This window comes from Amycolatopsis sp. WAC 04169, assembly GCF_003947535.1.
In the GTDB taxonomy this organism is placed as follows: domain Bacteria; phylum Actinomycetota; class Actinomycetes; order Mycobacteriales; family Pseudonocardiaceae; genus Amycolatopsis; species Amycolatopsis keratiniphila.
On record NZ_QHJI01000007.1, the window covers coordinates 350261 to 376006 of the forward strand.

Consider the following 25746-nt stretch of genomic DNA (forward strand, 5'->3'; position numbering starts at 1 on the left):
TCCGGTCCCTCCAGCATGCCCGGCACCGATCAGCGGCCGATCAGCGAGTCGCCGATAGGATCCCTCCGATGGATGCCGCCGCCGTTCTCGACGCGATCGATCCGCGCGAGGCACTGACCGTTCTCGGCCCTTCCAAGGCCAAGAACCGAGGGGGGCATGCCGCGGAAACCGAGACAGCCTGGCCGGAACCGATGCTTCGCGCGCGAGCCGAGATCTTGGCGAGGTCCAAGGTCGAAAGCGGCGGCCTGCGGCCCGCGTGGCTGCGCTACAGCGGGAACTTCTACCGGAACGTCGGCGTCGCGCTGGGCGAGGCGGCCGAGCACGGGCGGACGCTGATCCTCAGCGGCGGCTACGGGATCCTGCGCGCCGACGAGCCGATCTCCTACTACGACCGGAAGCTGCGGCTCAGCGACTGGCCGCCGGGAGTGCTCGAAGACGCCGTGCTGGGCGAAGCGCGCCGGATCGGCGCGACGAAAGCGGTCACTTTCGTCTCCGCCAGCGCCGATTACGCGAAACTGGCCCGGCGGATCCCTTGGGACATCGAGGCTCTGCTGGTCACGATCGACTTCCACGGTGGCGGCGCGCAGGTCGAGGTGCCCCGGCGGCTGGCCCAGGCCTTCAGCGCGTGGTGGCGCCGGTCGCCGTCGGACTACCCGGCCGGCATGGTCGTGGAGGAACTGGGCTGACTCACGGCCACTGCGCCTCGGAAAGCACGCGCGCGGCCTTGAGGAACGCCTTGCGGTCGGCGGCCGACAGCCGGCCGAGCAGCCGTTCCTCCTGCTCCTGGATCCGGGCCTGGGCCGACCGTCGCGACGCCCGGCCCGCCTCGGTGATCCCCAGCAGCCGGACCCGGCGGTCCTTCGGGTCCGGCTCGCGGGTGATCAGCCCGTCCGCTTGGAGGGTGTCGAGGGTGCCGATGATCCGGGTCTTGTCCGCGCCGATCGCCTTGGCGAGCGCTGCCTGCGTACGGACGGGCCCGTCGTCGAGGGCGCTCAGCACCACGTAGCCCCACATGGTCAACCCGTGCTCGGCCAGCACCGGCGTCTCGGCGTTCATCAGCCGTCGCATCAGCCCACCGAGCATCGCCGCGAGATCCGGCCTCCCCTGCTCCGCCATGCGCAGACCATACCGACCGAAGTCCCGGAACCGGTTGACGAACTCGTACGCATATGTAGATGATATGCATATGCCTATTGATGAACTTCGCATCCTCGACGCCGTCGTGACCCGGGCCAGCCTGGACCTCGTCACCAAGATCACCCCCGCGGACCTGGCCAAACCGACCCCGTGCAGCGCCTGGACCCTGCACGGTCTGCTGGCGCATATGGCCACCCAGCACCACGGCTTCGCCGCCGCGGCCGAAGGCGAGAGCCACCTCGACCATTGGCGGCTGCTCCCGCTGGGCGACGACCCCATCGGCACCTACCGCGCCTCGGTGAACCGGGTGCTGAACGCCTTCGTCCCCCACGACCTCGCCGACCGGAAGTTCGCCCTTCCCGAGTTCTCCACCGAAGTCACCTTCACCGCGGAGCAGGCCCTCGGCTTCCATTTCGTCGACTACCTGGTGCATTCGTGGGACGTGGCCAAAACCCTCGGCCTGCCGATCACATTCCAGCAGGAGGTTCTCGACGCCGGACTGCGGTTCGCCGAGGCGATCCCGAACGGGAAGAGCCGAAACGCGCCGGGCGCGGCGTTCGCACCGGCCGTCCAGGCGACGGGACAGTCCGATTTGGACACGATCGTCGCCCTGCTGGGCCGTTCACCGTCGTGGCCGGATCAGGTCGCCGCGGCGTGACGCGCGGCCTCGAGAATCCGGTCGGTGACGAGGTCGGGCTTCTCCAGTGACAACCCATGAGTGGTCTTGGGCACGACCTCGACCTCGATGTGCGGGTTCAATGATCCGAGCCGGGCCGCCACCTCGCGAGCGTCGTGGATGACGCTGCGTTCGCCGACGACGATCCGGGTGGGCACGTCGATCGCCGACAGCTCGTCATCGCTGAACAGGTGCATCTCGGGGAGTTGCTGCTTGTACTTGAGCGCGGCGAAAAGCAGAGGCCGCACGGTGTGCCGCACGTCCGGATCCCCCGACGCCACCAGCCGAAGGAGCCATCGTGGAAGGAACCAGCGGAAGATCTCGCGCAAACTCCACCAGATGAAACTCCGGCCGATCACGCCGAACCCCGCGGCTTCGATGGCGACGACACCGGCGATCCGGGCGGTGGTCCGCGTGGCGAGATTCAACGCCAGCCAGCCGCCTCGCGAAACACCGGCGAGGTAGACCTTCTCGTGGCCTGTTCCCGCGAGCACGCCTTCGACGACCTCGGCAAGCCAGTCCGCGCAGTCTTCCACGGACTCGATCGGCGCGGTCTGGATCGATCGCCCGGGCTCGCCGAGGGAGTCGACCGCGTGGATCCGGTGCCGGACGGCGAGTTCGGCGATATGCGGATACCAGGACAGTGACGTGCCCATCCCCCCGGAAAGCAGCACGATCGGCGGACCGTCCTCAGGCCCGCAGCTGCGGACTCGCGTCGGGCCGAATTTCGTCTCGATGTCCAGCTCTTCGGCGGGAACCGGCCACTTCCGCAGGATCTCGTCGTAGACGGCGAAGAAGCGCTCTTCGGCCTTTTTGTCGGTGAACTCCCCCAGCATCGGGCCTCCTCTGATTTTTATAGTGCACTTGCACCATAACAGTGGGTGGCCATTTCGGCCACCCCTCACCGGCATGGCAGAGTGACCGCGTGCCGAAACGTGTGGACCACCAAGAGCGCAGGCGCGAGATCGCGGAAGCGCTCTTCCGGATCGCCGCCGCCCAAGGACTGCAGGCGGTCACGCTGCGTGCGGTGGCCGCGGAGGCGGGCATTTCGATGAACCTGGTGCAGTACTACTTCCCGACCAAGGAAGAGATGCTGCGCTTCTCCTGGCAGCGGATCGTCGAGCTGACCGCGGAACACGCCGGGAAGACCATCGGCGAGGCGATGAAGACCGGTGACGAACGCACCATCGTGCGCGCCTATCTGACCGCGGTACTGCCGGACGACGAGCGCGCCCGCATGCTCTCCGCCGTCCAGATCGCGTATTTCGCCGTCGACGTCACGCGCGGCAGCCAGGATCCCGATCAGGAACCGCTTCTGCCCCACCTCGTCCACGCGATCACCGAACTGCTCCGGGCGGCCCAGGAGAAAGGCGACGTTTCCGCGCACCTCGATCCCCGGCTCGAGGCGGACTCCCTCGCGACGATGTCCGCCGGCCTCGTCACGGCGATCATGGTCGACGCCTACACGGCCGAGCGCGCGTCGGAGATCGTCGACTACCGGCTGGACGGGGTATTCAGCGGCGCTCGATGAGCGCTTCGATGCCGTCCAGGATGCGCCCGAGGCCGAACTCGATGTCCGCTTCCTCGATACCTTCTTCGCCGTACGCCTCACCGGAAATCACGGCGGCGACGCGGGTGTAGCCCCGCTCTTCGAGACGCGGCCCCAGAAACGAGCCCAGGGCCCGGACCCGATCAGGAGGGCTCGCGTTCACATCCCGGAGCAACGAGGCGGTGCTGCGGACCCAGCCGTCGACCAGTACCGCACAGCCCGTTACGTCCTGGGCGTTCAGCCCCGAATCGGCCATTCCCTCCAGGAAGTTCTCCAGCCATCCCAAGAGATTCGGCGTACTCGGCGCGCTCCGCACCGGCAGGTCGATCAGCCACGGATGACGGCGGCAGCGTTCGAGGAGCGCGCGAGCCCAGGCGGTGACCGCGGCGCGCCAATCGCCGGGAGTCGATTCCGGCGGCGGACCCCAGGCCGCCTCGGCCACGAGGACGAGTAGTTCCTCTTTCGAGCTCAGATACCGGTAAAGCGCGTTCGCGGTGACGCCGAGGCGTTTGGCGATCGAAGGCATGGACAGCGCCGCATAGCCCTCCGCGTCGGCCTGCGCGATGGCCGCGTCGACGATCTGCTCGAGGCTGTATCCCGGTTTCGGCCCGCGCCGGGGCGCCGGGGTGTGCCCCCAGGCCAGCGCCGTACCCGGCGGCAGCAACTCGATCTCGACGTCGTCCATCGGGGCATTGTTGCATCCAAAACCGGTAAAGCCATACACTGTTCATGGCATACACAGTTACTTCACGAACTGGGGGATCGACCATGACCGAACCGACCAGGCGGAACGTGCTCCGCGGGGCCGCCGCGCTCGCCATCGCCGGAACCGCCGCGAGCAGCGGATCCGCTTTTGCCGCACCGGCTCCGGCGAAACCGCGCTACCCGTTCCTCGAAGGCGCGTTCGCGCCCGTCACCGAAGAGGTGACCGCGTTCGCGCTACCGGTGACCGGCCGCATTCCGAGCGATCTGTGCGGTCGATACCTGCGCACCGGACCGAACGTGCTCGGCCTCGAAGATCCGCGCGCCCACCATTGGATGCTGGGTGAGGGCATGGTGCACGGCGTCCGGCTGCGCGACGGGAAGGCCGAGTGGTACCGCAATCGCTGGGTGCGCTCGTCCGGCGTCGCGGCGAAACTCGGCGAGCGGTACCCGTGGCCGGTGCCCGCCGAGGACTTCGCGCCGAACACGCACGTGATCGGCCACCACGGCCGCATCCTCACCCTGCAGGAATCGGGTGCCCCGCCGTACGAACTCGACGGCGAGCTGAACACTTTGGGGCCGTTCGATTTCAGCGGTTCACTGGAGGGCTCCTACACCGCGCACACCAAGTTCGACGCGCGCGCCGACGAACTGCACGCGGTGACCTATCACCCGACCTGGGACCACGTACGGCATCTGATGGTCGACCGGACCGGCCGCGTGGTGCGGACCACCCGCATCCCGGTCACCGACAGCCCGATGATGCACGACTTCGGGCTCACCGAGAACCACGTGGTCGTCTTCGACGTACCGGTCACCTTCGATCCGCAGCCGGGCAAGATCGTGCCCTACAAGTGGAACCCGGATCACCAGGCCCGCGTCGGGGTGATGCGACGCGACGGCGGCCCGGTCCGCTGGTTCGGGGTGGATCCGGTGTTCTACTCGCACACCCTCAACGCCTACGAGCAGGGCTCCACGGTGGTGGTCGACCTGACCACGATGCCCGCGCCGTTCGAGGTGGCGGGCAAACAGGGCTTCGGTGGTCCCTCCGCGTCGGGCCCGCCGGTGCTGGAGCGCTGGACGATCGACCTCGCGCAGGGACGGGTCCGGCGCCGTGTCCTCGACGACCGGCCGCAGGAGTTCCCGCGGGTCAACGAAAGCCTGGTGTCGCGACGGCACCGGTATGGCTACTCGGCCTCCCCCGGCGAACTGTTCGACGTCTACCTGGACAAGCCGGCCGGTTCCTTCGGCAACGCGTTGATCAAGCACGACCTGCGGACCGGACGCTCGGAGGTGCACCGCTTCGGCCGGGGCGCTGACGCGAGCGAAGCGGTGTTCGTGCCCTCCTCCCGTGGCAAGGCCGAGGACGACGGCTACGCCCTCGCCTACGTCAACAACCCCGACCGCAACGCGTCGGACCTGGTGATCCTCGCGGCACAGGACTTCACCGCCAAACCCTTGGCACGCATTCACCTGCCGAGGCCGGTACCGCTGGGCTTCCATGGAAGCTGGGTCGCCGACTGACCGATCGGGCTGTCGCCGGACTTCCCGGCGACAGCCCGCCCGTTCACACTCCGGTGAGCACCTCCTCCAACGCGGCGGCGGAGTCCGGATACCGCTCGAGCAACGCCAGCCCCGTGGGCGTGGTGCTCCCCCACGGCTCGTTGCAGCCCAGCAGACCCGCCACCGCGTCACACGCGGCCGGATGCGCCGCCAGCAGCGCGAGGCCGCCGCCCTTGGCCTTCCTCGCCACCGCGACAGGTTCCGGCTGGTCGCGCCAAGGCGGAACCCATTCGTCGAGCGCCGCGAGACGGCCGGGGAAGATCCGACCGGCTTCACGCACGAGCAAGGGCACCAGTTCGGCCCCCCGGGACCGCAGGGTGGTGATCAACGTCGGCAACCACGGCAACAGCAACCTGTCCGGAAGCTCGGCGAAGGCGTTCGACACCGCCTCGACGACGAAGTCGGCCAGCCCCGGCGCCGGCTCCAGCGCGTGCACGAACCCGGAGAGGTAGCGCGGATAAGCGGGCAGCACCATCGGGTTCGCCAGCAGTTCTGCGCACCGCTCCCGCAGCTCCGCCCGGGAGAGACGGCCGAGCTGCACCTGCGCCGCCCACAGCAACGCCACTTTCGACGGCTCCTGCGGATGCGATCCGACGATCGCCAGCTCCAGTTGGGTGCGGTCGCACCCCAGCGACAACGCGAGCGACTCCATGCTGAACAGGAAGCCCAGCATCGCGGCGACCTGCTCGACACCGGCTTCCTCGTCGGCGAAGGCCGCCGGGAGCAGGGTGCAGTAGTGCGCGTACCCCGTCCTGACGAACTCCTCGATCCATCGGGGCAGCACCGGCTCGCTGGTCCGGTAGTGCGCCAGCAACCTGCGCACCCGCCGCAGCACTTCCGGAGCGCCGTCGACGGTCCGTTCGGTGGCCAGCACCTCCAGGGCGCGCGTCCCCAACTCCCCCGCGAGCCGCGCGCTGCGAAGGTAAAGCGTCGCGTCTTCGACCGCTCCGAGCACCTTCGCGGCGGTGGCCTGCGGATGGTAGGCAGCGCGCCGAAGCCGTTGCTCCAGCACCTGCTCGACGCTGACCCCCTCGTAGCCCAGCTCGATGAGGGCCCGCTGGTGAGTGCCCAGCGCCAGATCCCACGACTCCTGGATCGGCCGCTCGCCGAGCCGCCGCTCGCCCATGATCGGCCTCGCCGCACCGTGCGGCATCAGGTAGCGCAGCATCCACAGCAGATCGGAGCAGGGCTCCAGCTCGGGCCGCGACGCGATGTCGAGCAGCGCCCGCTGCACACCTCGTTGCTGGAGCTTGAGATCCAGCGGCTCCAGCCTGTCGTGCACGTCGCGTGCCAAGGGTGGCAATGCGTCGTACCCGACCTGGCCGATCCGGTCGCCGCCCATCATGATCTCGACGAGGCGGCGTATGTCGCGCCTGCCGGGCACGACGTCCTTCTCGATGCAGGTGACCGCCGCGTCCTGGAAGTCGTACGGTGTCGGCTTGGCCCGGTCACGCATGCCCGCCAGCAGGATCGAGGTCTCGAAGACCGCGATGGCATCGGCCGTCGAGGACAGGTACCCGTTCCGGCGCGCCGCCCGCACGATCTCGACCGACCAGCCCAGCAGCTCGGCCTCGTCCAGCCGGTCGAGTACCGGAGGTCGTTGCAGGAAACCGGAAAGCTGGTCCGATGGGTCCACTGCCACCGGATCCGGCGTCGGCGCGGGCAGCTCCGCGGCCTTCTTCCGCTTCGGCGCGCCCACCTGCCCTTCCAGCTGGAACTGCTTCACCTTGGTGCGCTTGAGGTTCTTGGCCCACTCGGTCGCCGCGATCGACACCGATCCCCCGGCGAGCCCGAACTGCGCCTCGATCGAGGCGTGGCTCGACGGGATCAGCCCGTACTGCCAGGTGCTCTGACTGCGCGGGCTGATCACGAACCCGTCCGAACCTTCGACGCCGAACTCCGCCACCCGGCTGGCCGCGTGGAAGGCGCCGCAGACGTAGAGGCACTCCGCCGGGTCCGCCTCTGACGCGGCGAGATGCTCGCGCATGCGGGTCCACATGTAGCGCTCGCGGTCTTCGTCCACCCGGACGTGCCGGGTGTCCCCCGGCGCGAGACGGCGGAACAGGCTGCCGATAAGGAACATGACCTGGCGATAGGTGTCGTGGTCGCTGTCACCGAGCGGCAGCTCGACGTACTGGTGCCACCATTCCGACCAGTGCCGCACCCGCCCGTGCCGCAGCAGGTGCTCTTCGAGCTCGGCGAACCGAGGCCGAAGATCGCCGATCTCGACACCGACCGCGTCACCGTGCAGCGCCGCCTCCTCCTCGGCGGGCGGAGCGTCCGGATCGGAGGACGGCACACGCTCGTCCCACTGGAAGACATGGTCCGCCGACCGGTCGACGAGCACGAGTTCGACGCCCGGGGTGTCGAGGGCGTACGCGATCGCCTGGTACTCCGCCGAAGCCTCGGTGATCGGCGCGACCACGGACAAGGGCGCCCACTCCGCGGGGAACCCCTTCACCTCCGTCGCGAACGCCTGCACCGCCACGGGAAGACGGCAGTTGCGCAGCTCGGTCAGCAACGGCGCCATGTCCTCGCACAGTTCGAGGTAGACCACCTTCGGCTGTTTCTCCCGCAGCCGCCGTGCCATCGCGACGGCCGAAGCCGGGGAATGGTGGCAGACCGGGAAGATCTCCAACGGCTCGCGCACCGCGCGGTCGACGTCGTCGACGAGTCCGAGCAGGATGCCCTCCAGTGCGCCGGGCCCGTCGGCGAAGGCGGCCGCGGCCTCCTGCAACTGGCCGCGCAACGCCTCGAAGGCGCCGCTCACGAGAGGGAGGCGATCGCGTCGCGGCCGCCGTCGAGGAACTCCGGCCAGTCCCCGCCCTCGTCCTTGCTGCGCGGCTCGACGACGCCGTGCAGGTACTTGTTGAGGATCGCCAGATCCTCCGGCTCACGACGGGCGAGCGAGCCGACCAGCGACGACGCCAGGGTGCGGGCGGTGAGCGCGCGTTCCCCGAAGAAGTTGCTGTGCAGCACCGCGTCTTCGAGCACGCCGATCTGTTCGGCCGTGGACAACGCGGACTCCAGCTTCTCGTCGTCGCTGCCCGCCGACGCCGCCGCGGCGCGAAGGTCGCCGAAGCTGCGCAGCAGCACATCGAGCAGCGTCGGCGGCACGTCCAGCTCGATCTGGTGGCGGCGCAGGAGTTCCTCGGTGCGGAAGCGGACGATCTCCGCCTCGCTCTTCTTGTTCGTCACCACCGGGATTCGGACGAAGTTGAAGCGGCGCTTGAGCGCGGACGACAGATCGTTGACCCCGCGGTCGCGGCTGTTGGCGGTGGCGATCACGGAGAAGCCGGGCTTGGCGAAGACGATGCCGTCGCTGTCCAGCTCCGGCACCGAGATGTACTTCTCCGACAGGATCGAGATCAGCGCGTCCTGGACGTCGCTGGTGGACCGGGTCAGCTCCTCGAACCGGCCGATCGAGCCCGCTTCCATCGCGGTCATGATCGGCGACGGGATCATCGACTCGCGGGACTGGCCCTTCGCGATGACCATCGAGACGTTCCACGAGTACTTGATGTGGTCCTCGGTGGTGCCGGCGGTCCCCTGCACGACGTGGGTCGAGTTGCGGGAGATCGCGGCGGCCAGCAGCTCGGCGAGCCAGCTCTTGCCGGTGCCCGGGTCGCCGATCAGCAGGAGCCCGCGGTCCGAGGCGAGCGTGACGATGGCCCGTTCGACGATGCTCCGGTCGCCGAACCACTTCTGCGAGATCTCGCGGTCGAGGCCGTCGGCGCGCTCGGACCCCAGGATGAACAGGCGCAGCATCTTCGGGGACAGGCGCCAGGCGAACGGCTTGGGGTTGTCGTCGACCGACTCCAGCCAGTCCAGCTCTTCGGCGTACTTGATCTCGGCGGGGGCGCGCAACAGGTCGGACATGTCTTGCCTTTCGGGGAGTTCAGGAGGTGAGGAAAGTCTTGAGTTCGTGGACGAGTTTGGTGATGTGGCCGGAGATCACGGGCGTGCCGAGATCCTTGAAGCGCTCACGGAACCAGGGATTGACGCTGCCCCGGCCGGCGCTGGTGACCGAACCGACCGGGATGAACTTCGCCCCGGACCGGTGGATCGCGGCCATGCTTTCGAAGAGCTGCTCGACGCGGGTCTCGTAGAAGTCCGAGATCCACACCACCACGGTGTTCGCGGGTTCGGCGATCTTCGGCTGGGTCAGTCCCATCGCGACCATGCCGTCGTTGCCGCCGCCCAGGTTGGTGCGCAGCAGCGTCTCGAACGGATCGTGGACCCATGGCGTGAGGTCGAGCGCCTGCGTGTCGTAGGCGATCAGATGAACGTCCACTTTGGGCAGTCCGGCGAAGATCGAGGCCAGCACGGCGCAGTTCACCATCGAGTCGACCATGGAGCCGGACTGGTCGACGACCGCGATGAGACGCTGCGGTGTGGTCTTCTTCGCGGTCTGCTTGTAGTAGAGGCGATCGACGTAGAGCCGTTCCTCTTCCGGGCTCCAGTTGGTGAGGTTCTTCCAGATGGTGCGATCGAGGTCGAGGTTGCGGAAAACGCGCTTCGGCGGGACCGAACGATCCACCTTGCCCGTCGAGGCCTTCTCGACCTGGGTCCGCAGGACCTCCGCGATCTCGTCGACGTAGCGCCGGATGAGCGACTTGGCGTTGGCCAACGCCACTCCGGACAGGTTGTCCTTGTCCCGCAACAACTGTTCGATGAGGGACATACTCGGGCTCAGCTTCGCCGCGAGCGCGGGATCGGCGAGGACCTCGCGCAGATGCATCCGCTTGACGAGGTCCGCCTCGATGTCGCCGAGGTCCGGGCCGATGGCCGGGAGCAGGGTGCTCAGATCGGGTGTGCCGCCCCCACCTGTGCCACCGAGCCCGGTCGGAGCGCCTCCGGAACGACCACCGCGCAACTCGCCCGGGCGGCACCCGAGCGCGCGCTCCAGCCAGCCCGCGTCGGACTGCCAGCAGGACAGCCGGCCGGCGGTCACCGTGTGCGGCGGCTGAGCGAAGACGTTGAGCAGCACCTTCGACACGAGCGCCGCGCGCCGCACCTCCGCCGCCTTGTCCCGGCTGTCCTCGGCTTCGGGGACCATCAGGCCATCGAACTCGGCGGCCAGCTCCGGATGACGCTGGACGACCGAGTCGACCGCGACGTTCGGATCCAGCAGCGCCGACGGCAAGCCGATGTCCTCGACGACGGCCACACTCGCCGACTCGAGCGCGGCCTGCTCCTCGGTGTCGAAGAGCCGGGCGAGCAGCCGCCAGTACAGGACCTGGCGGCGGTTGTCCTCGGGTTCGGTCATTTCCGCAGCAACCTTCCGGCGCGCTCGCGCAGCACGGCCGCGGCGTCAGTGGCCGCCTTCTCGGCTTTCACCCCGGCCTTGTCCGTGGTGCCGCCGGCCCAGGCTCCGGCGTGCACGGCGGTGGTCTTCTTCCGCACGGTGGTCTCGACGGCGAGCGGCTGGAGGCGGAATCCACCGTCCCACCGGATCAGGCCGATGCACGCGCTGGAGCTCGCGACGGCCTTCGGCGTCAGCGGACCGGCCGCCGGGATGCGGTCCGTCTCGACGAAGAGCCGATTCCCGGCGAAGGTGAACGCGACCTCGTCTTCGTCACCCTCGATGTCGTAACCCTCGAGGAAGACAGGAATGGCGATCCGCACCGGATGCCGGTCCAGCGGTGCGACCGCCGGGGTGACGGCCTTCGGCAGAACGACGCGTGCCGTGGAGAAGGCGTCCGCGGGTTCGCCGAGGCGGGCGTGCTCGTCCTGCCAGAGCAAGTCGCCCTCGGCGGTGACCGGCATGTCGGCGAGGTCCATGGAGCGGCCCTCGCTGATCGCCGTGAGCAGGGAAAGATGCGGGCGCAGCAACTGCCAGATCCCGGCGCCGATGATCGTGTCCGGTTTGGGCACGGTCACGTTCGCACGCACGAGACGGGGCGCTGTGCCGTCTTCGGGTTCGAACACGGCGTAGACCTGGGCCTGCGCGGCTGTCGAGTGTTCCAGCAGGTCGACCCCGAGCGGCAGCAAGCGGCCGGTGACCGTGCCGATCTCCGGCGCCGCCACGGGCAGGGTCAGAACCATCGCCCGCGACCACAGATCGCCCCAGCGCCGGGCGGGGACGCGCTCCAGCGCCGCACCAGGACACGACGCCGCGAGCTCGGCCGCGAAACCGTCGAGCAGTACGGCCAGCCGACGCAGGCTCGGCTCGGCGAGCAGCGCCGAAATCACCTGCGCCGAGCCCGAGATGAGGTCATGGTCGATGCCGTGCCAGCCGGCACGGGCAAGGTCCGAGAGCCACGACCGAGCGGCCGCCAGCAGATTCGGCGACTCTGTCGCGGAAGTAGGCCGGGTCGAGTCCTCGCCCTGCGGCCGCCCTGTCGCTTCGGCAAGGCGCGCGAAGACCGCGTCGTGCACGGAGCCGAACACCGCTGTCCTTGCCGCCGCAAGGGAAACAAAGTGCTCCTCCCCTGCCGCACCGGCCGCTGTCTTCTCGGCCGCCTCCGCGACGCGCGCCGCCAAAGGCGATCCGGCGACGGCATCGGCGAGCTCGGTCAGACCGGCTGTCTTCTGTGGACGAAGCAACCCGGCGACGAGCACGTCGTCGAAGGCGTCGACAACCGCCAGTGCCTCGTCGAGACCCGCGATGGGATCGGTGAGCAGATCGACGCGCATCAGACCACCGCCCTGGTCGACGGGAACCACTGAAGCTCCGGCACCGGTGCCGTCGACGCTTTGAATTCCAGGTATGCCAAGTGCCGCAGGAATTGGCTGAACACGGAAGCCGCGGCGGTGCTGTCGCCCTGCGACGGCCGTGTCGCGCCCATGGTCTGCGAAATGGCCTGCGCTGTCGGCTCGGGAACCTCGACGCGCAGGTACCGCGCTACTCGCTCGGCACCGTATTGAAGGGTGGATTCGTTGATCAGGGAGAGAATGTGGTTGCAGAACATCCCCCGCGCCCCGCCGCACGGCCGGTTGTTGTTGGTACTACAGGAGAATTCGTACGTGCTCGCCGCGACGGACGAGACGTACACCCGGCCGATGTCCGACCCGCTGGACACCACGCCCTGCACCCGTCCGTCGGCCAGTTCGACGAACGGGACCTTCGCGAGCTTGCGCGGGCGAGCGGGTGGCAAAACCCGGGCCGTGCTTGCTCTTTCCCAGTCTGACAACGCATCTTCTCCTTGCGGGGGTGCCTCGGTGGGGACTGGGATGAACCTAGCGGGAGGCACCGACAGTTTTGATCACATCCGAAATTTTGCGAGCTGAACGGCCAGATCGGCGAGGCCGTCGGCATGGAAGTCGAACCGGTCCGTCTCGGACGGCGGGTCCCCTACCGGCCTGGCGACGTAGGCGGTCCGGAGACCGGCGCGCTGCGCTCCCCTCAGGTCCCACGCGTGGGTGGCGACCATCAGCAGCCGCTCCGGCTTCGTCCTGGCCACGTCGACGGCCAACTTGTAGACCGCCGGATCCGGCTTGTAGGTCTGCGCCTCCTCCGCGGAGAGCGCTTGATGCCACCGGAGGCCGGCATGGGCGTTGATCCCGAGCAGACTCGTCCGGCTGGCATTGGAGAGGCCGATCAGCGTGTGGTGTTCAGCGAGCTTCGCCAGCCCTTCGACGGAGTCGGGCCACGGCGAGAGCTTCGGCACCACGTCCGTCTTAGTGGCGAGCTGGGCCGCTTCGCGGTCGAGAACGTCACTCGGGGCGTACGGCCGTTCCCCCGCGACGATGCGCCGCTGCTCGGTCTCGACGTGGCCCTGCCACAGCCTGACCAGCTCGTCGGCGTCGGCATCCGGCGCGGCCTGCCGGACGGCCGCGCGGATCCCGGCCGGCTCGTCGACGAGCGTGCCGAGGATGTCGAACACCAACGCGTCGATCTCCACGATGAACCTCCCAGTAAGGGTTAAAGTGTCGGTTAACCGCGAACGTACGAGAGGCCGGTAAGGGATGCAAGTGGCGTTAGACGATTACGTCTGGGCGGCTGGCGTCGCGACCGACCTGGTCAACACGGCGCCGGAGGTGTGGCACGGGGCGGACAAGCTGCCTGACCTGGCGTCTCTTGCCGCCTTCGCCGAGCAGCACTCGATACCCGTGAGCACGCGGCCTGGTGACCTGCGGGCCGTTCACCGGCTGCGTGCCACAGTGCGCGACCTGATCGACCATCCGGCCGAGGCACGCCTCATCACCGGCGCCACCTCGCTCACCTCGTCGGTCGGTGACGTCTCCCTCGATGCCACCTCGGGCCGCTCTCGATGGACCCTTTCGCTCCGACAGGGCGCGACCGTCGTCGACGCGCTTTCCCTGATCTGCGGTGTCGGGATACTCGGCGTCGTCCAGTCACTCGACGTGGCACGGTTCCGCGCCTGTGGCGCGCCGACTTGCCAGGGTGTCTTCATCGACACGACGCGTCCCGGACGGCGGCGCTATTGCATGCCAGGACTCTGCGGGAACCGCGTCAACGTGGCGAATCATCGGGCGCGTAAGGCGTCCGAGCTTCACCACGCTTGAGCCGTCCGACAAGGCAGCGAGATCGCGCCGCTGCGGGCCGCCACGGTGGCGCTGCCCCTATCCGCCGGCCACACCAGAGGATATGTCTCCACCGCCGCCAATGGTGGCTGGGCCGCGGGCAGCGGCACCTTCGGCGGCGCGATCCGCCGGCACCAGGGTGTAGCCGAAGACCTAGACCGGACGTTCGGCCGGCAAGGTGTCGACCGTGCGCGTGTGGTTTGTGGTGGCGTGGAGACTGCTCAGCAGTGCGAGGGTGTGGGCGCTGGGCGTGGCGGGTTCGGCGTGGTAGATGATCAGTTGCTGACCGGGGGCGCTGCGCACGTCGAATGCCTGGTAGGTAAGGGTGAGCGGGCCGACGTCGGGGTGTACGAGGTGTTTGGGTTCGCGGGTCTTGCCGCGCACCTGGTGGATTTCCCACAAGTCGCGGAAGTGTTCGCTGCCTTCGCTCAGTTCGGCCACGAGGCACCGCAGGGCGGGGTCGTGCGGGTTGAGACCTGCGGCCACCCGCAGGTTCGCCACGGTGGCCTGTGCGGTCCAGTCCCAGCGCGCGTAGAACTGTCGTCCCGCGGGGTCGAGGAAGGTCATACGGGCGAGGTTGTCCACCGCTCGGAATGGTGAGAACAGCGCGTCGGCGAGGGCGTTGGTGGCCAGCACGTCGAGGATGCGGTTGAGCACGAAGGCCGGGGTGTGCGGGTAGCCGTCCATGAGTTGCCGCAGTTCGGCGCTCACGGTCTGAGGTACCGGAGCGGGCGTGTCGTCCGGTGTGGCACCGGCCAGCCGGTACAGGTGCTCGCGGGCGTCGGGGTCGAGATCCAGTGCGCGGCACAGGGCGTCGAGCACTTGCGGTGACGGGTGAATCTCGCGGCCCTGTTCCAGCCGGGTGTAGTAGTCGACGTTCACTCCGGCGAGCACGGCGACTTCTTCGCGGCGCAGCCCGGTCACCTTGCGGCGGCCGGAGTAGAGCACGCCCGCGTCTTCCGGAGATCGTTGTGCACGGCGCGCTCGCAGGAACGCTCCCAGCTCACCACTGCCCATGGCGATCATGCTAGATCGCTGCGCGTCCGGTTGGGTGGGTGCGGCACACCCAGCCACCACACGCCCTGCCATCGCTTTTCGCCGTCGCCGACGCTGGTCGGTATGACAAGCGATATCGACGTGGTCGGCATGTGGGTCACCGCGGACGGGCATATCCGGCAGGAGCTGCGCGCCGACGGGCGCTACGACGAAGCACGCGGCGAACGGCGTAGCGCCTACACCGGTCGCTACACGGTGACCGGGAACCACCTCGACTACGTGGACGACACCGGCTTCACCGCGACGGGCGACATCCGCGACGGCGTGCTCCACCACGAGCATCTCGCCCTGTATCGCGAGTCCGCCGCCGATCACCGGCAGGCACGGCGATGAGCCTGCCACCGATCTCTGGCGACTTGGCGGGCAAGGTCGCGTTGGTCACTGGTGCCGCCCGCGGGGTCGGCGCGGCCACGGTCGCCTGGTTGCACGCCCACGGCGCGCGAGTGCTGGCCACTGACCTCCGCCCCGAGGTGAATGGTCTCGCCACCCGGTTCGACCGCGTGTCCACCCTGGTCGGCGACGTGTCCCGAGAGGACACCGCGGTGCGGTCGGTGGCCGCGGCCATCGACCGGTTCGGCAGCGTGGACATCCTGGTCAGCAACGCCGGTCGATCCGTGAACAAGCCGATCACCGAGACCACCGCGACCGACTGGGACGAGCTGATGTCGATCAACGCCCGAGGGGCGTTTCTCCACGCCCGGGAAGCATTCCGGGTCATGCGCGAACGCGGCGGGGGTGTGATCGTCACCGTCGGGTCGTTCGCCTGCACCGTCGGGTTGGCCGAGGCCGCGGCCTACAGCGCGGCCAAGGGAGCGTTAGCGCAGTTGACCAAGGTGCTCGCGCTGGAGGGCGGACCGCACGGCATCCGTGCCAACGTCGTCGCCCCCGGTGTGATCGAGACCGACATGCTCGACAACTTCCGGGCCGACAGCCGGGAGTATCTGCGCTCCTTCGGCGACGCCCACGCCCTCGGCCGCGTCGCGCAGCCCGAGGAGATCGCCGAGGTGATCGGTTTCCTGGCGTCGCCCCCCTCCAGCTTCATCACCGGCGCGGTCGTCGCCGCCGACGGCGGCTACACCGCCGCCTGACTCCTAGCAACAACGAGAGAAGGAGCACGTCATGCGTGGACGCCTCGCCGGCAAAGTCGCATTGATCACGGGCGCGACCGGCGGCATCGGACAAGCCACCGCGGAACTGTTCGCCCGGGAAGGAGCCAGCCTGGTCGTCACCGACATCTCCCAGGACACCACGGACGAGCTCGCCGCACGTCTGAAAGCCGAGGGCACCGATGCGCTGGCCGTCCGGTTGGATATCTCCTCGCCGGAGAATTGGAGCGCGGCGATCGAACTGACCCGGCGGCACTTCGGCCGCCTTGACATCTTGGTCAACATCGCCGGTGTCCTGGACTGGCCCGGCATCGAAGAGACCACAAAGGACGGCTGGGACCAAGTGGTCGCGGTCAACCAGACCGGCACCTGGCTCGGGATGAAGACCGCCATGCCCCTGCTACGCGCTTCCGGCAACGCCTCCATCATCAACACCTCCTCGGTGCTCGGCCTGGTCGGCAGCGGAGCCGCCGCCGCGTACCAGGCGACCAAGGGAGCCGTGCGCCTGCTGACAAAGACCGCCGCCGTGGAATACGCCACCCGCGGCGTCCGGGTCAACTCGGTGCACCCCGGGGTCATCGCCACCCCGATGATCCAAGACCTGCTCGACGAGCAGGGCGACCGGCAACCCGACATCATGCGCACCCCTATGCGGCGCGCGGGCGACCCCGCCGAGATCGCTCCCGCGATGCTGTTCCTGGCCGGTGACGAATCCTCGTTCATCACCGGAACCGAACTCGTCATCGACGGCGGACTCACCGCACACTGATGGCCAGTCCCGGGCACACCGATGACGGATATCCGCTCATGCCGCGAGGCGCGCGCTGTCCGCGATCCTGGTGAGGTCCTCTTCGGCAGGCGAGTCCGGCATCTGCAGGTCACCCCACACCACGACCAGCAGCGTCCCCTGCGCGGTGGGCAAGGCGACCACTCGGTAGGTGGTCGACGGCGGGTCGCACTCGTCCCTGCCGTGCGGGGTGACCGTGCCCTGCACCTGCGCCCCGCCGTCCGGGCGGCGTCCGACAGGGCCGGAAGACACCTGACCGCCGCTGCGGAAAGCCCGCGTTCCCCGATACATCAACGCGTCCGCCGCGGCCGCCATCGGATCGGTGATACGCGCCCGGTCGAGATACAGCTGGCCGAGGATGGCTTTCGGATTCGCTGCGCAGTAGCCCGGTTTGTACCGCGCGCCTCGGGTTCGAGCGTCCGGGATGAAGGTTCCGTCGACCGGCTGCCAGGTGGGTGGCACCTCGACGAACACGCCCAGCCCGAGCTCCAGCGTCTTCCAGCCAGGCGCCGGCGGGGTTCGGGAGGTACCGCTCTCGCTGATAGGCCAGAATGAGGCAGCGCTGTCGTCCTTGTTGTTCAGGAACACCAGCAGCCCCGCCACCAAACCGGCGATCACCACCAGCACGCCGACGGCGATCCCCGCGAGCATCCCCGTGCGACGCCGTTTCGGCGAAGGCGCCTGGTAACCGGGCTGCGACGGGAAATCCGGAAACCACTGCTGCTGCCCCTGTCGTTCCACGAGCGCAGGCTAGCCCTCCGCCACACGGTTCCGGCGCGGCTGTCCGCATCCTGCCAACGTCCTGTCATGCCGATGACAGGAGGTTGGCGCACTACGGGTCGTAGCGATGGCAACTGTTACCCGCCATCGTCGATACGCTTCACAGGTGTCGACAGACGAGAACGCGCCGCAGGTGTTCCTCAACCGGTTCGCCGACGCCATCGGAGCCCCGCAAGATGGACCCGATCGGGATCACTGCCGGTGCGTCGGCTATTCGAAGACGACCCGACCGGTGACCGTCTCCTTCCATAAGGACACACAAGACCAAGCGGCAGAGGGCTGGCAGCACCTACTGGCTCTGATCGACGAGACCGCCGAGGATGGTCGGACGGAGTTCGCCCCGTTCACGGAGATGAGCGCCGTGGAACGGCGGCAGATCATCACGTTGCCGTCCACGATCGCGAAACTGACCGCGGTCACGCGCCTGGTCCTGTACGGAACGAACCTGGTCCGCCTGCCACCCGAGATCGGAGCGATGACCAGCCTTGAGGTGTTCGAGCCCTATACGTCGCACCGGCTGCACTGGTACCCGTATGAACTCACCAGGTGTGCAAGAGTCATCGACAGCACGGTGAGCACCCGTGTCCTCTACGGCAACGCCAAGTTCCGGCCACCGTTTCCGGCGTTGCGGCCGGTGACCCGCGCCGACCAGGCGGACTTCGCCGAGCTCGATCCGGGCGTGTGGGGCACCACGGGCGTACGGACATGCAGCGTCTGCGACAGGCTGATCGATCGAGAACTGCATCAGGTGTGGGTTTCCCGCCGGGTCGGTACCGACGTGCTGCCGCTGCTGGTGAACGCGTGCTCCGGGAACTGCGTGGCGACGCTGCCGACGTCGGCGCAAGGCTACGTCCCGACACCTCATACCGGCGGCCCGGACATCGTCCAGCCCGCTGGCCGCTAAGGACGAACCAGAGGGCCCGAGGCGAACCCAGCTGAACTCATGCTCGAGCTGGCCCTTTGGTTGAGTCCTCGGGCGAGGCCTTTGCGGACTCCGCCCGCCGCGGCAGCATAAGGACCCGTCGCGTGGCCAACATCCGCTCATGCCGCGGGTCGTGTGTTCCCGCCACTGTCTGCTCATGCCGTCGAGCGTGTAACTGAACTATCAAAGGAATGTGGTGTCGCCGAAGCCCATGTCGCGCATCCTCTCGGGCGAGGAGACAACCATGATCTCGTCCCCTCCGAGGAACACGCGCTGCCACTCCGGCGGCTGTGGGATGGCAGCGACAAACCACATGCTCCGTGGTGAACTCGAGACGCACAGCCGTCGGCACGTCCATAGCGCGGCCCGCCGTTTTCACGCAAGGATACCCAGCCGATCTTGGCTTCGGGGTCGTCGAAGGCCGACGGCAGATCCTCGGAACCCAAGCGTGGGGGGAAGAACTTTGGTCAGTATCGACAGCTCGAAACCACGGGTGGCGCACAGCAGGGGCGACCTGCCCACGCACGCGGATCAACGCCGAGTGGACCAAACCCTGCCCGCGTGGCAGATCGGTGGCCGAAAGCGTGCCCCGCTCCCGGTCACTTCCGTCGGTCCGACGGGACGCGAGCGCATCACTGGGCTGTTCCTCGAAGTGTCATCTTCCGCGGGCGCGGCGAAGACTGGCGCGTACGGCGCGGGTTTCGGGGTGGCCGGGCCCCAGTATCCGCTTGTAGGCGGCAAGGGTGGCTTTGTACAGCGGGATCGCTTGCCGGAGATCTCCCGCCGATTCGTAGGCGCCGGCGAGATTGTGTAGAGAGGACAGAGTGTGCGGGTGACTGGGACCGAGTACCCGTTCGCGGGCCGCGAGAGTGGCCTCGTGCAAAGGGATCGCCCGCCCGAGGTCCCCTGCCAGCCAGCAGGCGTAGGCGAGGTTGTTGCGGGAGATCAGAGTGTCGGGGTGGTCCGGGCCCAGCACTCGCTCACAGTCGGCGAGGGTCGCTTCATACAGCGGGATCGCCTGCCCGAGTTTTCCCGCCATCTCGTAAGCGGCGGCGAGGTTGTTGCGGGAAGTCAGGGTGCCCGGGTGGTCGGGGCCCAGTAGGCGCTCGCGGTCGGCGAGGTTGGCCTCGTACAGCGGGATCGCCTTCCTGAGATTCCCCGCCATCTCGTAGGCGCCCGCGAGATTGTTGCGGGACGTCAACGTCCTGGGGTGGTCGGGGCCCAGGACTCGTTCGCAGTCGGCGAGGGTCGCTTCGCACAGCGGGATCGCTTGCCCGGGATCACCTGCTGACCGGTAGGCGCCGGCGAGGTTGTTGCGGGAGGTCAGGGTGTCCGGGTGGTCGAGGCCCAGCACCCGTTCGCGATCGGCGAGAGCGGCCTCGTACAGCCGGATCGCCTGTCGGAGATCCCCCGCCGATTCGTAGGCGCCGGCGAGATTGTTGCGGGAGGTCAGAGTGCCGGGGTGGTCAGGACCCAGCACCCGCACACAGTCGATGAGGCAACGGTCCAAGTATCCCGTCGCCATCGCCACTGCTCCCTGGTTCCCCAGAAATCGCCCCAACTGGCCGAGGACGAAGATGGTGTCGCCGGTGTCGTCCTCAGGGGCGGTGTTGCCGATGAGTGATTGAGCGTGGGGCACCAGGACCCGCAGCCCTGGCCAATCTTGGGGCGCCTCGGGATTCAGCGTTCGGAGTGCCCGGCTCAGAGCGCTGGTGGCGTGGTCACGTGCGTGTGCGACGTCGACCGGGCTGCGATGAAGGTCATCGGGGTCGGGGGTGCGGGTGACCGCCTGCACGAGCCTGTGCACGCTGATCACTGCACCGTCGCGGGTGATCATGGCGTAGGCGGCCAGGCGTCCCAACGCCTTGGTCACGGCGAGCTCGTCATCGATCTCGTTCAGCAGCGTGGTGGGAATGTCGTCGGGGGCGTACCAGGCAAGCACTCGCAACACCTTGCCCGCCAACGGAGTGTCGGCGAGCCGGTCAAGGGTGACGCGCCAGATCCGGGCCATGGTCCGCTGCGTATTCCCGCCCTCGGCGGTTTCGCCGTACATGGTGGCCGGGTACCGGCCGAGCAGGTCGAGGTATTCGCCGGCTGTGGAACCGGTTTCGGCCATGAAGGCGCCGGCCTGCTCGATGGCCAGCGGCAGAAATCCCAGTTCGGCACACAAGGTGTCCGCGCCGTCGGTGTCGGCGGCGGGGTCGTGGTGGGTCAGGATCCGGGTGAGCAGTTCGTGCGCCTGGCCGGGTTCCAGGACGTCGAGCGAGAGCGGCGTGGTGGCGATGTCGTGCCAGCCGGTGGTGCGACGGCTGGTGATCAGCACCTGGCCCCCGGGCAGGCGAGCCAGCAGCGTCGCCGCGTCATTCGGCCCAGGAAGGTTGTCCAGGATCAGCAACCAGCCGCTGTGGGTGGCCAGCCAGCGCAGGCCGTGCTCGGTCTGCTGCTCCAGCGGCAGAGTTCCCACTGCGGGCTGCAGCGCGACCGCCAGGCGCGCCAAGCCGGTCTCGACGGACGTGGGGGCGTCGGCGGTGATCCACCACACCAGTGAGTGGCCGGCGCGGTGCGTGTCGGCGTAGTGCGCGGCCAGCGTGCTTTTGCCGATCCCGCCCAAGCCGTGCACCGCGGTCACCACCACCGATCCCGACGATGACGCCGTGATCGCCTCCCGCAGCCGCTGCAGGTCCCCGCCACGGCCGACGAACATCGCGGACCGTTTCGGCAGGTTGATCAGACCGGCCGGTGCGTCGATCTGCTCCATCGGCGTGACGACCGCGGGTACGTGGACGTGGTGCGCATAGGTGTTGTGCTGGACATTGTGGTTTCCCACCTGCACGCCTTGGCCACCGCGGACCTCGTACGCGGCGGCCGGTTTTCCGTCGGGACCGTAGGGGTTCGAGGGCATCGGCGACGGTGTCAGCCGAAGGTGTTGGTCTGAGTGTTGTGGTCGCCGACCTGCACGCCTTTGTTGCCGTGCATCAGCACCCGGTACTTTCCCCCCTGGGTTCCGGCGGGATCGGTCAGCTCCAGGACCTTGAGCGCCGCCACCACAAGCTCGTCATCCGCCCCCGCGTCCGCCGCGGCCAAGGCCGCGGTGAGCTCGCGTCGCCGCGCGGCCCCGTCCTCGATCGGCGTGATCGCATCGGACTCGACCGCCTCCACCACCTCGGGCGGCACGGAATCGCCACGGCGCAACGTGCGGAGGGCCAGCGTCTTCACCCCCGAATAAGCGTCCTTCACCGCGTTCGACGCCGTCTCACGCGCCCCCACCGCCGCACCCGCGGCCAACGCCGCTACCACCAGCTCGACCGACTCGATCACACCGAACCCCTCACCTCGCCACGACCGTCAACCCTCGATATCGGCCACGACGCTCAGACCGCTACAGCCCCGCCTTCAGGCGCGAACGGTCAACGCACTCTCATGCCGCGCAGAGCGCGTGGTCGGTGTCTTTGGGCAACGAACCCGGCCGCGACGTCGCCGACGAGCGTCGGGCGCGGCTCGACGCCGACCACGCGCAGAAACTGCTGCGCGACCACATCGCCCGGCTGCTGATCAGCAGAGCGCCCGGTCGACCTCACCAGGCCGAGTGTAGAAGTAGCTCGAACTGCTCGAGGCCGTTACCGACTACGGCCCGCGCCCTGACGGGGAACACACAAGCCGGCGAGCGGGGCCCTCCCCGGCCGACGCCGAGGAGGGCCCCGCTACAACCGAACCTCAGACCCCGGCGATCTGCTGGATCCAGGGCCGGTACCGCGTGATGTTCGTGTACGCGGTGGTCGTCTGCCGGTCGCTCGTCGAGGCGACGCCCACCTGACGGCCGGAGGCGAACATCGGGCCACCCGAGTCCCCGCCGGCGGTAATGCCGTCGCCGCGGCGCGCGCACACCGCGATGCCGCCGTTGTAGTCACGGCAAGAGACCGACGTGACCGAGACGTTGGCGACCTTCAGGTAGCGTGACTGGCAGTTGATCTCCGAGCCGCACTGGCTCGTCGCGCCCCAGCCGTAGACCTGGACGGTCTGGCCGACGGAGACGTTGGCGGTGGTGCCCAGCGGCGAGTAGGTGGCGTTGACCGACGTCGTCAGCTTCACGATCGCGAGGTCCGCGCTCGGGTGGCGGGTGACCGTGGAGCCGGTGGCCATGGTGCCGCCGCTCTGCTGGTCGAGGCTGCCGATCCGGAAGGTGAACGTGCCGCTGCTGGCCACGCAGTGCTTCGCGGTCAAGATGTACTGCGGCGCGATGATCGTCGAGGTACACGTTTGCCGGCCGTTGGCGAAGAGCCTGGCCGCCCACGGGCCGCTCGTCGCGTTCTGGCCGCCGATGATCATCGGCTGGACGTCGGAGGACGGTTCCGCGGCGGACGCCACGGGGGCGGTGACGCCGAGCAGCGCCGCGAAGGCGGTGCCGGCGATCAGTGCGAAGGAGCGAAGTCGCATGGTTCCGACTCATTTCTGCGGCCGGGATCCGGCCGCGCGATGGGGACGGGGTGTGCTGATTCTGGGACGCGGCAAGAGAAACCGGAAACCGCCGAAAGTCGTGCAGTAGGTACTTATCTGTTCGCCGTGACCACCGCTAAGTGCCCCTCTAGGTACCGGAACCACCCGCCCGTTACGACGCCCGGCGTCCGTCCACTTGAGACAGATGGCGGCATAACTCCAGGGACATAACCCGGCGCCGGGGCTTCCCGAAAGCCCGTCCCGCCGACAGAATCGCCACCATGACCGCAGCACAGTGGACCCCGACCTACGGCGACCCCTTCGAGCCGGTGCCCTACCGTCCGGCGCGTATGCCCGAGGAAGAATCGCTGGCCACCGCCGCCGATCTGCGCCGTCGGATGGACAGCCGCCGCACCGTGCGGATGTTCTCGACCGATCCGGTGCCCGAGCAGGTGGTCGTCGATGCCATCGCGGTGGCTTCGACCGCGCCCAGCGGCGCACATCAGCAGCCGTGGACGTTCGTCCTCATCGAGGACGCCGCCACCAAACAACGGATTCGTGAGGCCGCCGAAGAGGAGGAACGCGTTTCGTACGAGGGCAGGCTCGGCGAGGAGTGGCTGTCCGCCTTGCGCCCGTTGGGCACCGACGCCGTGAAGACCCACCTCACCGACGCCCCGTACCTCATCGTGGTCTTCCAGCAGCGCTACTTCCTCGACGAGGACGGGACCAAGCACAAGCACTACTACGTCGACGAGTCGGTGGGCATCGCGGTCGGCATGCTCCTGACCGCGCTTCACCTCTCCGGGCTGGCCGCGTTGACGCATACGCCGTCGCCCATGCGGTTCCTCGGCGAACTGCTCGAACGGCCGCAGAACGAGAAGGCGTTCGCCGTCATCCCGGTCGGCTATCCGGCGGACGACTGCGTGGTGCCGAACCTGGTGCGCAAGTCGATCGACCAGGTGATGATCCGCCGCTGAGCCGCCGCGCGACCCGGGTGTGTACGCGCACCCGGGTTGCGCGAAACACCCATCAACAAGCACTCGAACTGCTCATTAGTGCAGTTTAGTGCTCACTTTGGCGCATCTCTTGACATATCCGGCGACGATTGGACAAGGTCTGGGCACCGAAGGCGACACGAAGGAGTGTTCTTCATGGCCGACCTGCCCTCTGTCTCCCGGCGGACACTGTTCGGCGGCGCGCTCGCCGCCGGGGCGCTCGCCGCGATGCCGGCGAGCGCCACCGCCGCGGACGAAGCCGCGATTTCGCCCCGCCGTCCCGGCCAGCGCAGCATGATCGGCGTCCCGTTCGAGCGGCACCAGACCGTCCGGATCGGGATGATCGGTCTCGGCAACCGCGGGATGTCCATGATCGGCGGCTGGAGTGCCGTCCCGGGTGCCGCGGTCACGGCCGTCTGCGACATCCGCGCCGAGCGCGCGAAGGCCGCCGCGGACAAGCTCGCCACCGCCGGGAAGCCGCGCCCCGCGGAGTACGGCGGGTCCGCCGACGCCTACAAGAAGATGCTCGCGCGCGACGACGTCGACCTCGTCTACATCGCCACGCCGTGGGAGTTCCACTACCCGCAGGGCAAGGCCGCGCTGCTGGCCGGCAAGCACGTCGGCGTCGAGCTGCCCATCGCCACCGAGCTCGACCAGCTGTGGGATCTCGTCGACACCAGCGAGCAGACCCGCAAGCACCTGTTCCTCGCCGAGAACTGCAGTTACGGCCGCAACGAGCTGGCCATCCTCAAGATGGCGCACCAGGGCGTCTTCGGCGAGGTCACCAACGGACACGGCGGCTACCTGCACGACCTGCGCGAGCTGCTGTTCTCCGACACGTACTACACCGACGCGTGGCGCCGGAAGTGGCATACGCGCAGCACGGCGAGTTTCTACCCGATGCACGGCCTCGCGCCGATCGCCGCCTGCATGGACGTCAACCGCGGCGACCGGTTCGCCACGTTGCGCGCCACCGCGACCGAGCCGAAGGGCCTCGCCGATTACCGGAAACGCCATATGCCACCGGGCCACCCGTCGTGGAAAGAGACCTACATCAACGGCGACCTGGTGACCTGCCTGATCGAGACCGAGCAGGGCCGGATCATCCGCGCCGAGCACGACGTCAGCTCGCCGCGGCCGTACAGCCGCATCAACAGCCTCGCCGGCAGCCGCGGCATCGTGGAGGACTACCCCGCCCGGATCTACGTCGAGCCCGACCACAGCGGGCACGCGTGGAAGGACTTCGGGCCGTATCGCGAGCGCCACGACCACTGGCTGTGGAAGAAGCTCAAGGACGACCCGAACCTCGGCGGGCACGGCGGCATGGACTACGTGCTGCAGTGGCGGATCGTGCAGCAGATGCGCGCCGGGCTGGTGCCGGACATCGACGTCTACGACTCGGCGGCCTGGTGCTCCCCCGTGCCGTTGAGCGTGGTCTCCCTCGCGCGCGGCGGGAAACCGGTGGCGGTACCGGACTTCACGCGCGGTGGCTGGACGAAGGCGCGGCCAGGATTGGACTCGCAGCCTTCGGAGATGCCCGGCTAGCCCA

Annotated in this window: 25 protein-coding genes; 11 read left to right on the plus strand and 14 right to left on the minus strand. The window is 68.5% G+C overall.

Translation table 11 applies throughout. From position 1 onward, the window contains the following. Positions 1-68 precede the first annotated feature (68 nt). Positions 69-686 (plus strand): hypothetical protein, encoded by a 618-nt coding sequence (locus DMC61_RS20905; protein ID WP_125690719.1) that lies wholly within the window; start codon positions 69-71, stop codon positions 684-686. A 1-nt stretch (position 687) separates the two neighbouring features. On the opposite strand, the gene DMC61_RS20910 is transcribed toward DMC61_RS20905, so the two are convergent. Continuing rightward, the gene (locus tag DMC61_RS20910; RefSeq protein WP_016333814.1) at positions 688-1116 is read right to left on the minus strand and encodes a MarR family winged helix-turn-helix transcriptional regulator; all 429 of its coding nucleotides are present in this window, start codon (positions 1114-1116) and stop codon (positions 688-690) included. Between the two features lie 70 nt (positions 1117-1186). Between DMC61_RS20910 and DMC61_RS20915 the strand changes: the two genes are divergently transcribed. After that, positions 1187-1795 carry a TIGR03086 family metal-binding protein gene (locus tag DMC61_RS20915; RefSeq protein WP_125690720.1) on the plus strand — a complete coding sequence of 203 codons (609 nt, stop codon included), beginning with the start codon at positions 1187-1189 and terminating at the stop codon, positions 1793-1795. Here the strand turns inward: DMC61_RS20915 and DMC61_RS20920 are convergent. Further along, positions 1777-2649, minus strand: coding sequence for an alpha/beta fold hydrolase (locus DMC61_RS20920; RefSeq protein ID WP_125690721.1), 873 nt, complete (start codon positions 2647-2649; stop codon positions 1777-1779). The genes DMC61_RS20915 and DMC61_RS20920 overlap by 19 nt on opposite strands. An 89-nt stretch (positions 2650-2738) precedes the next feature. Here DMC61_RS20920 and DMC61_RS20925 point away from each other — a divergent pair, with 89 nt between their 5' ends. Continuing rightward, positions 2739-3344: a TetR/AcrR family transcriptional regulator gene (locus DMC61_RS20925; protein WP_016333811.1), complete on the plus strand. Its 606-nt coding sequence runs from the start codon at positions 2739-2741 to the stop codon at positions 3342-3344. On the opposite strand, the gene DMC61_RS20930 is transcribed toward DMC61_RS20925, so the two are convergent. Beyond that, on the minus strand, positions 3328-4047 hold the full coding sequence (locus DMC61_RS20930; protein WP_125690722.1) for a TetR/AcrR family transcriptional regulator: 720 nt from the start codon (positions 4045-4047) through the stop codon (positions 3328-3330). The two genes, DMC61_RS20925 and DMC61_RS20930, sit on opposite strands and share 17 nt — an antisense overlap. 83 nt (positions 4048-4130) lie before the next feature. On the opposite strand from DMC61_RS20930, the gene DMC61_RS20935 reads away from it, so the two are divergent. Next, on the plus strand, positions 4131-5588 hold the full coding sequence (locus DMC61_RS20935; protein ID WP_125690723.1) for a carotenoid oxygenase family protein: 1458 nt from the start codon (positions 4131-4133) through the stop codon (positions 5586-5588). Between the two features lie 43 nt (positions 5589-5631). Here the strand turns inward: DMC61_RS20935 and DMC61_RS20940 are convergent, their stop codons facing one another. The 6 genes from DMC61_RS20940 to DMC61_RS20965 form a co-directional block, all read right to left on the minus strand. Beyond that, a complete protein-coding gene (locus tag DMC61_RS20940) occupies positions 5632-8397 on the minus strand; it encodes a DUF5682 family protein (protein WP_125690724.1) in 2766 nt (921 codons plus the stop codon). Continuing rightward, positions 8394-9506: an AAA family ATPase gene (locus DMC61_RS20945; protein WP_125690725.1), complete on the minus strand. Its 1113-nt coding sequence runs from the start codon at positions 9504-9506 to the stop codon at positions 8394-8396. Before DMC61_RS20945 ends, DMC61_RS20940 begins: the two co-directional genes overlap by 4 nt. Before the next feature lie 19 nt (positions 9507-9525). Beyond that, entirely contained in the window at positions 9526-10896 is a 1371-nt protein-coding gene (locus DMC61_RS20950; RefSeq protein WP_125690726.1) for a VWA domain-containing protein, read from the minus strand. Then, on the minus strand, positions 10893-12266 hold the full coding sequence (locus tag DMC61_RS20955) for a hypothetical protein (protein ID WP_233594877.1): 1374 nt from the start codon (positions 12264-12266) through the stop codon (positions 10893-10895). Before DMC61_RS20955 ends, DMC61_RS20950 begins: the two co-directional genes overlap by 4 nt. Continuing rightward, positions 12266-12763 carry a hypothetical protein gene (locus tag DMC61_RS20960; protein ID WP_233594878.1) on the minus strand — a complete coding sequence of 166 codons (498 nt, stop codon included), beginning with the start codon at positions 12761-12763 and terminating at the stop codon, positions 12266-12268. The genes DMC61_RS20955 and DMC61_RS20960 overlap by 1 nt, the downstream gene beginning before the upstream one ends. Before the next feature lie 72 nt (positions 12764-12835). Then, positions 12836-13474 (minus strand): haloacid dehalogenase type II, encoded by a 639-nt coding sequence (locus tag DMC61_RS20965; RefSeq protein WP_125690728.1) that lies wholly within the window; start codon positions 13472-13474, stop codon positions 12836-12838. A gap of 64 nt (positions 13475-13538) precedes the next feature. Here DMC61_RS20965 and DMC61_RS20970 point away from each other — a divergent pair, with 64 nt between their 5' ends. Continuing rightward, entirely contained in the window at positions 13539-14099 is a 561-nt protein-coding gene (locus DMC61_RS20970; protein WP_233594879.1) for a CGNR zinc finger domain-containing protein, read from the plus strand. A 171-nt stretch (positions 14100-14270) separates the two neighbouring features. On the opposite strand, the gene DMC61_RS20975 is transcribed toward DMC61_RS20970, so the two are convergent. Continuing rightward, entirely contained in the window at positions 14271-15134 is an 864-nt protein-coding gene (locus DMC61_RS20975) for a helix-turn-helix transcriptional regulator (protein ID WP_125690730.1), read from the minus strand. A gap of 102 nt (positions 15135-15236) precedes the next feature. Here DMC61_RS20975 and DMC61_RS20980 point away from each other — a divergent pair, with 102 nt between their 5' ends. The 3 genes from DMC61_RS20980 to DMC61_RS20990 are packed head-to-tail and all read left to right on the plus strand — an operon-like array spanning position 15237 to position 17048. Next, on the plus strand, positions 15237-15506 hold the full coding sequence (locus DMC61_RS20980) for an Atu4866 domain-containing protein (RefSeq protein WP_125690731.1): 270 nt from the start codon (positions 15237-15239) through the stop codon (positions 15504-15506). Next, positions 15503-16261 carry an SDR family NAD(P)-dependent oxidoreductase gene (locus tag DMC61_RS20985; protein WP_125690732.1) on the plus strand — a complete coding sequence of 253 codons (759 nt, stop codon included), beginning with the start codon at positions 15503-15505 and terminating at the stop codon, positions 16259-16261. The genes DMC61_RS20980 and DMC61_RS20985 overlap by 4 nt, the downstream gene beginning before the upstream one ends. Before the next feature lie 31 nt (positions 16262-16292). Next, a complete protein-coding gene (locus tag DMC61_RS20990) occupies positions 16293-17048 on the plus strand; it encodes an SDR family NAD(P)-dependent oxidoreductase (RefSeq protein ID WP_125690733.1) in 756 nt (251 codons plus the stop codon). Between the two features lie 36 nt (positions 17049-17084). Here the strand turns inward: DMC61_RS20990 and DMC61_RS20995 are convergent, their stop codons facing one another. Beyond that, positions 17085-17807 carry a hypothetical protein gene (locus tag DMC61_RS20995; RefSeq protein ID WP_125690734.1) on the minus strand — a complete coding sequence of 241 codons (723 nt, stop codon included), beginning with the start codon at positions 17805-17807 and terminating at the stop codon, positions 17085-17087. A gap of 145 nt (positions 17808-17952) precedes the next feature. Between DMC61_RS20995 and DMC61_RS21000 the strand changes: the two genes are divergently transcribed. Then, entirely contained in the window at positions 17953-18750 is a 798-nt protein-coding gene (locus tag DMC61_RS21000) for a leucine-rich repeat domain-containing protein (RefSeq protein ID WP_233594880.1), read from the plus strand. 673 nt (positions 18751-19423) lie between these two features. Here DMC61_RS21000 and fxsT read toward each other — a convergent pair. The 3 genes from fxsT to DMC61_RS21020 all read right to left on the minus strand — a co-directional run bounded on the left by fxsT (position 19424) and on the right by DMC61_RS21020 (position 23202). Further along, complete coding sequence (gene fxsT, locus DMC61_RS21005) at positions 19424-21670, minus strand: FxSxx-COOH system tetratricopeptide repeat protein (protein WP_125690735.1); 2247 nt, start codon at positions 21668-21670, stop codon at positions 19424-19426. Between the two features lie 11 nt (positions 21671-21681). Then, on the minus strand, positions 21682-22086 hold the full coding sequence (locus DMC61_RS21010) for a hypothetical protein (RefSeq protein WP_125690736.1): 405 nt from the start codon (positions 22084-22086) through the stop codon (positions 21682-21684). 396 nt (positions 22087-22482) lie between these two features. After that, positions 22483-23202, minus strand: a complete 720-nt coding sequence (locus tag DMC61_RS21020; protein WP_034316513.1) for a trypsin-like serine protease — start codon at positions 23200-23202, stop codon at positions 22483-22485. 281 nt (positions 23203-23483) lie between these two features. Between DMC61_RS21020 and DMC61_RS21025 the strand changes: the two genes are divergently transcribed. Both DMC61_RS21025 and DMC61_RS21030 read left to right on the plus strand, forming a co-directional pair. After that, positions 23484-24179, plus strand: a complete 696-nt coding sequence (locus DMC61_RS21025; protein ID WP_125690737.1) for a nitroreductase family protein — start codon at positions 23484-23486, stop codon at positions 24177-24179. A gap of 174 nt (positions 24180-24353) precedes the next feature. Further along, entirely contained in the window at positions 24354-25742 is a 1389-nt protein-coding gene (locus tag DMC61_RS21030; RefSeq protein ID WP_125690738.1) for a Gfo/Idh/MocA family protein, read from the plus strand. Positions 25743-25746: the final 4 nt, after the last annotated feature.

Bases quoted from the DNA above. Each gene is read 5' to 3' on its own strand.
- DMC61_RS20980 (WP_125690731.1), top strand. From the start codon at position 15,237: ATGACAAGCGATATCGACGTGGTCGGCATGTGGGTCACCGCGGACGGG.
- DMC61_RS20975 (WP_125690730.1), bottom strand. From the start codon at position 15,134: ATGGGCAGTGGTGAGCTGGGAGCGTTCCTGCGAGCGCGCCGTGCACAA.
- DMC61_RS20915 (WP_125690720.1), top strand. From the start codon at position 1,187: ATGCCTATTGATGAACTTCGCATCCTCGACGCCGTCGTGACCCGGGCC.
- DMC61_RS21025 (WP_125690737.1), top strand. From the start codon at position 23,484: ATGACCGCAGCACAGTGGACCCCGACCTACGGCGACCCCTTCGAGCCG.
- DMC61_RS20945 (WP_125690725.1), bottom strand. From the start codon at position 9,506: ATGTCCGACCTGTTGCGCGCCCCCGCCGAGATCAAGTACGCCGAAGAG.
- DMC61_RS20930 (WP_125690722.1), bottom strand. From the start codon at position 4,047: ATGGACGACGTCGAGATCGAGTTGCTGCCGCCGGGTACGGCGCTGGCC.
- DMC61_RS20905 (WP_125690719.1), top strand. From the start codon at position 69: ATGGATGCCGCCGCCGTTCTCGACGCGATCGATCCGCGCGAGGCACTG.
- DMC61_RS21030 (WP_125690738.1), top strand. From the start codon at position 24,354: ATGGCCGACCTGCCCTCTGTCTCCCGGCGGACACTGTTCGGCGGCGCG.
- DMC61_RS20950 (WP_125690726.1), bottom strand. From the start codon at position 10,896: ATGACCGAACCCGAGGACAACCGCCGCCAGGTCCTGTACTGGCGGCTG.
- DMC61_RS20935 (WP_125690723.1), top strand. From the start codon at position 4,131: ATGACCGAACCGACCAGGCGGAACGTGCTCCGCGGGGCCGCCGCGCTC.
- DMC61_RS20985 (WP_125690732.1), top strand. From the start codon at position 15,503: ATGAGCCTGCCACCGATCTCTGGCGACTTGGCGGGCAAGGTCGCGTTG.
- DMC61_RS20910 (WP_016333814.1), bottom strand. From the start codon at position 1,116: ATGGCGGAGCAGGGGAGGCCGGATCTCGCGGCGATGCTCGGTGGGCTG.
- DMC61_RS20990 (WP_125690733.1), top strand. From the start codon at position 16,293: ATGCGTGGACGCCTCGCCGGCAAAGTCGCATTGATCACGGGCGCGACC.
- DMC61_RS21020 (WP_034316513.1), bottom strand. From the start codon at position 23,202: ATGCGACTTCGCTCCTTCGCACTGATCGCCGGCACCGCCTTCGCGGCG.
- fxsT (WP_125690735.1), bottom strand. From the start codon at position 21,670: ATGCCCTCGAACCCCTACGGTCCCGACGGAAAACCGGCCGCCGCGTAC.
- DMC61_RS20970 (WP_233594879.1), top strand. From the start codon at position 13,539: ATGCAAGTGGCGTTAGACGATTACGTCTGGGCGGCTGGCGTCGCGACC.
- DMC61_RS20920 (WP_125690721.1), bottom strand. From the start codon at position 2,649: ATGCTGGGGGAGTTCACCGACAAAAAGGCCGAAGAGCGCTTCTTCGCC.
- DMC61_RS20955 (WP_233594877.1), bottom strand. From the start codon at position 12,266: ATGCGCGTCGATCTGCTCACCGATCCCATCGCGGGTCTCGACGAGGCA.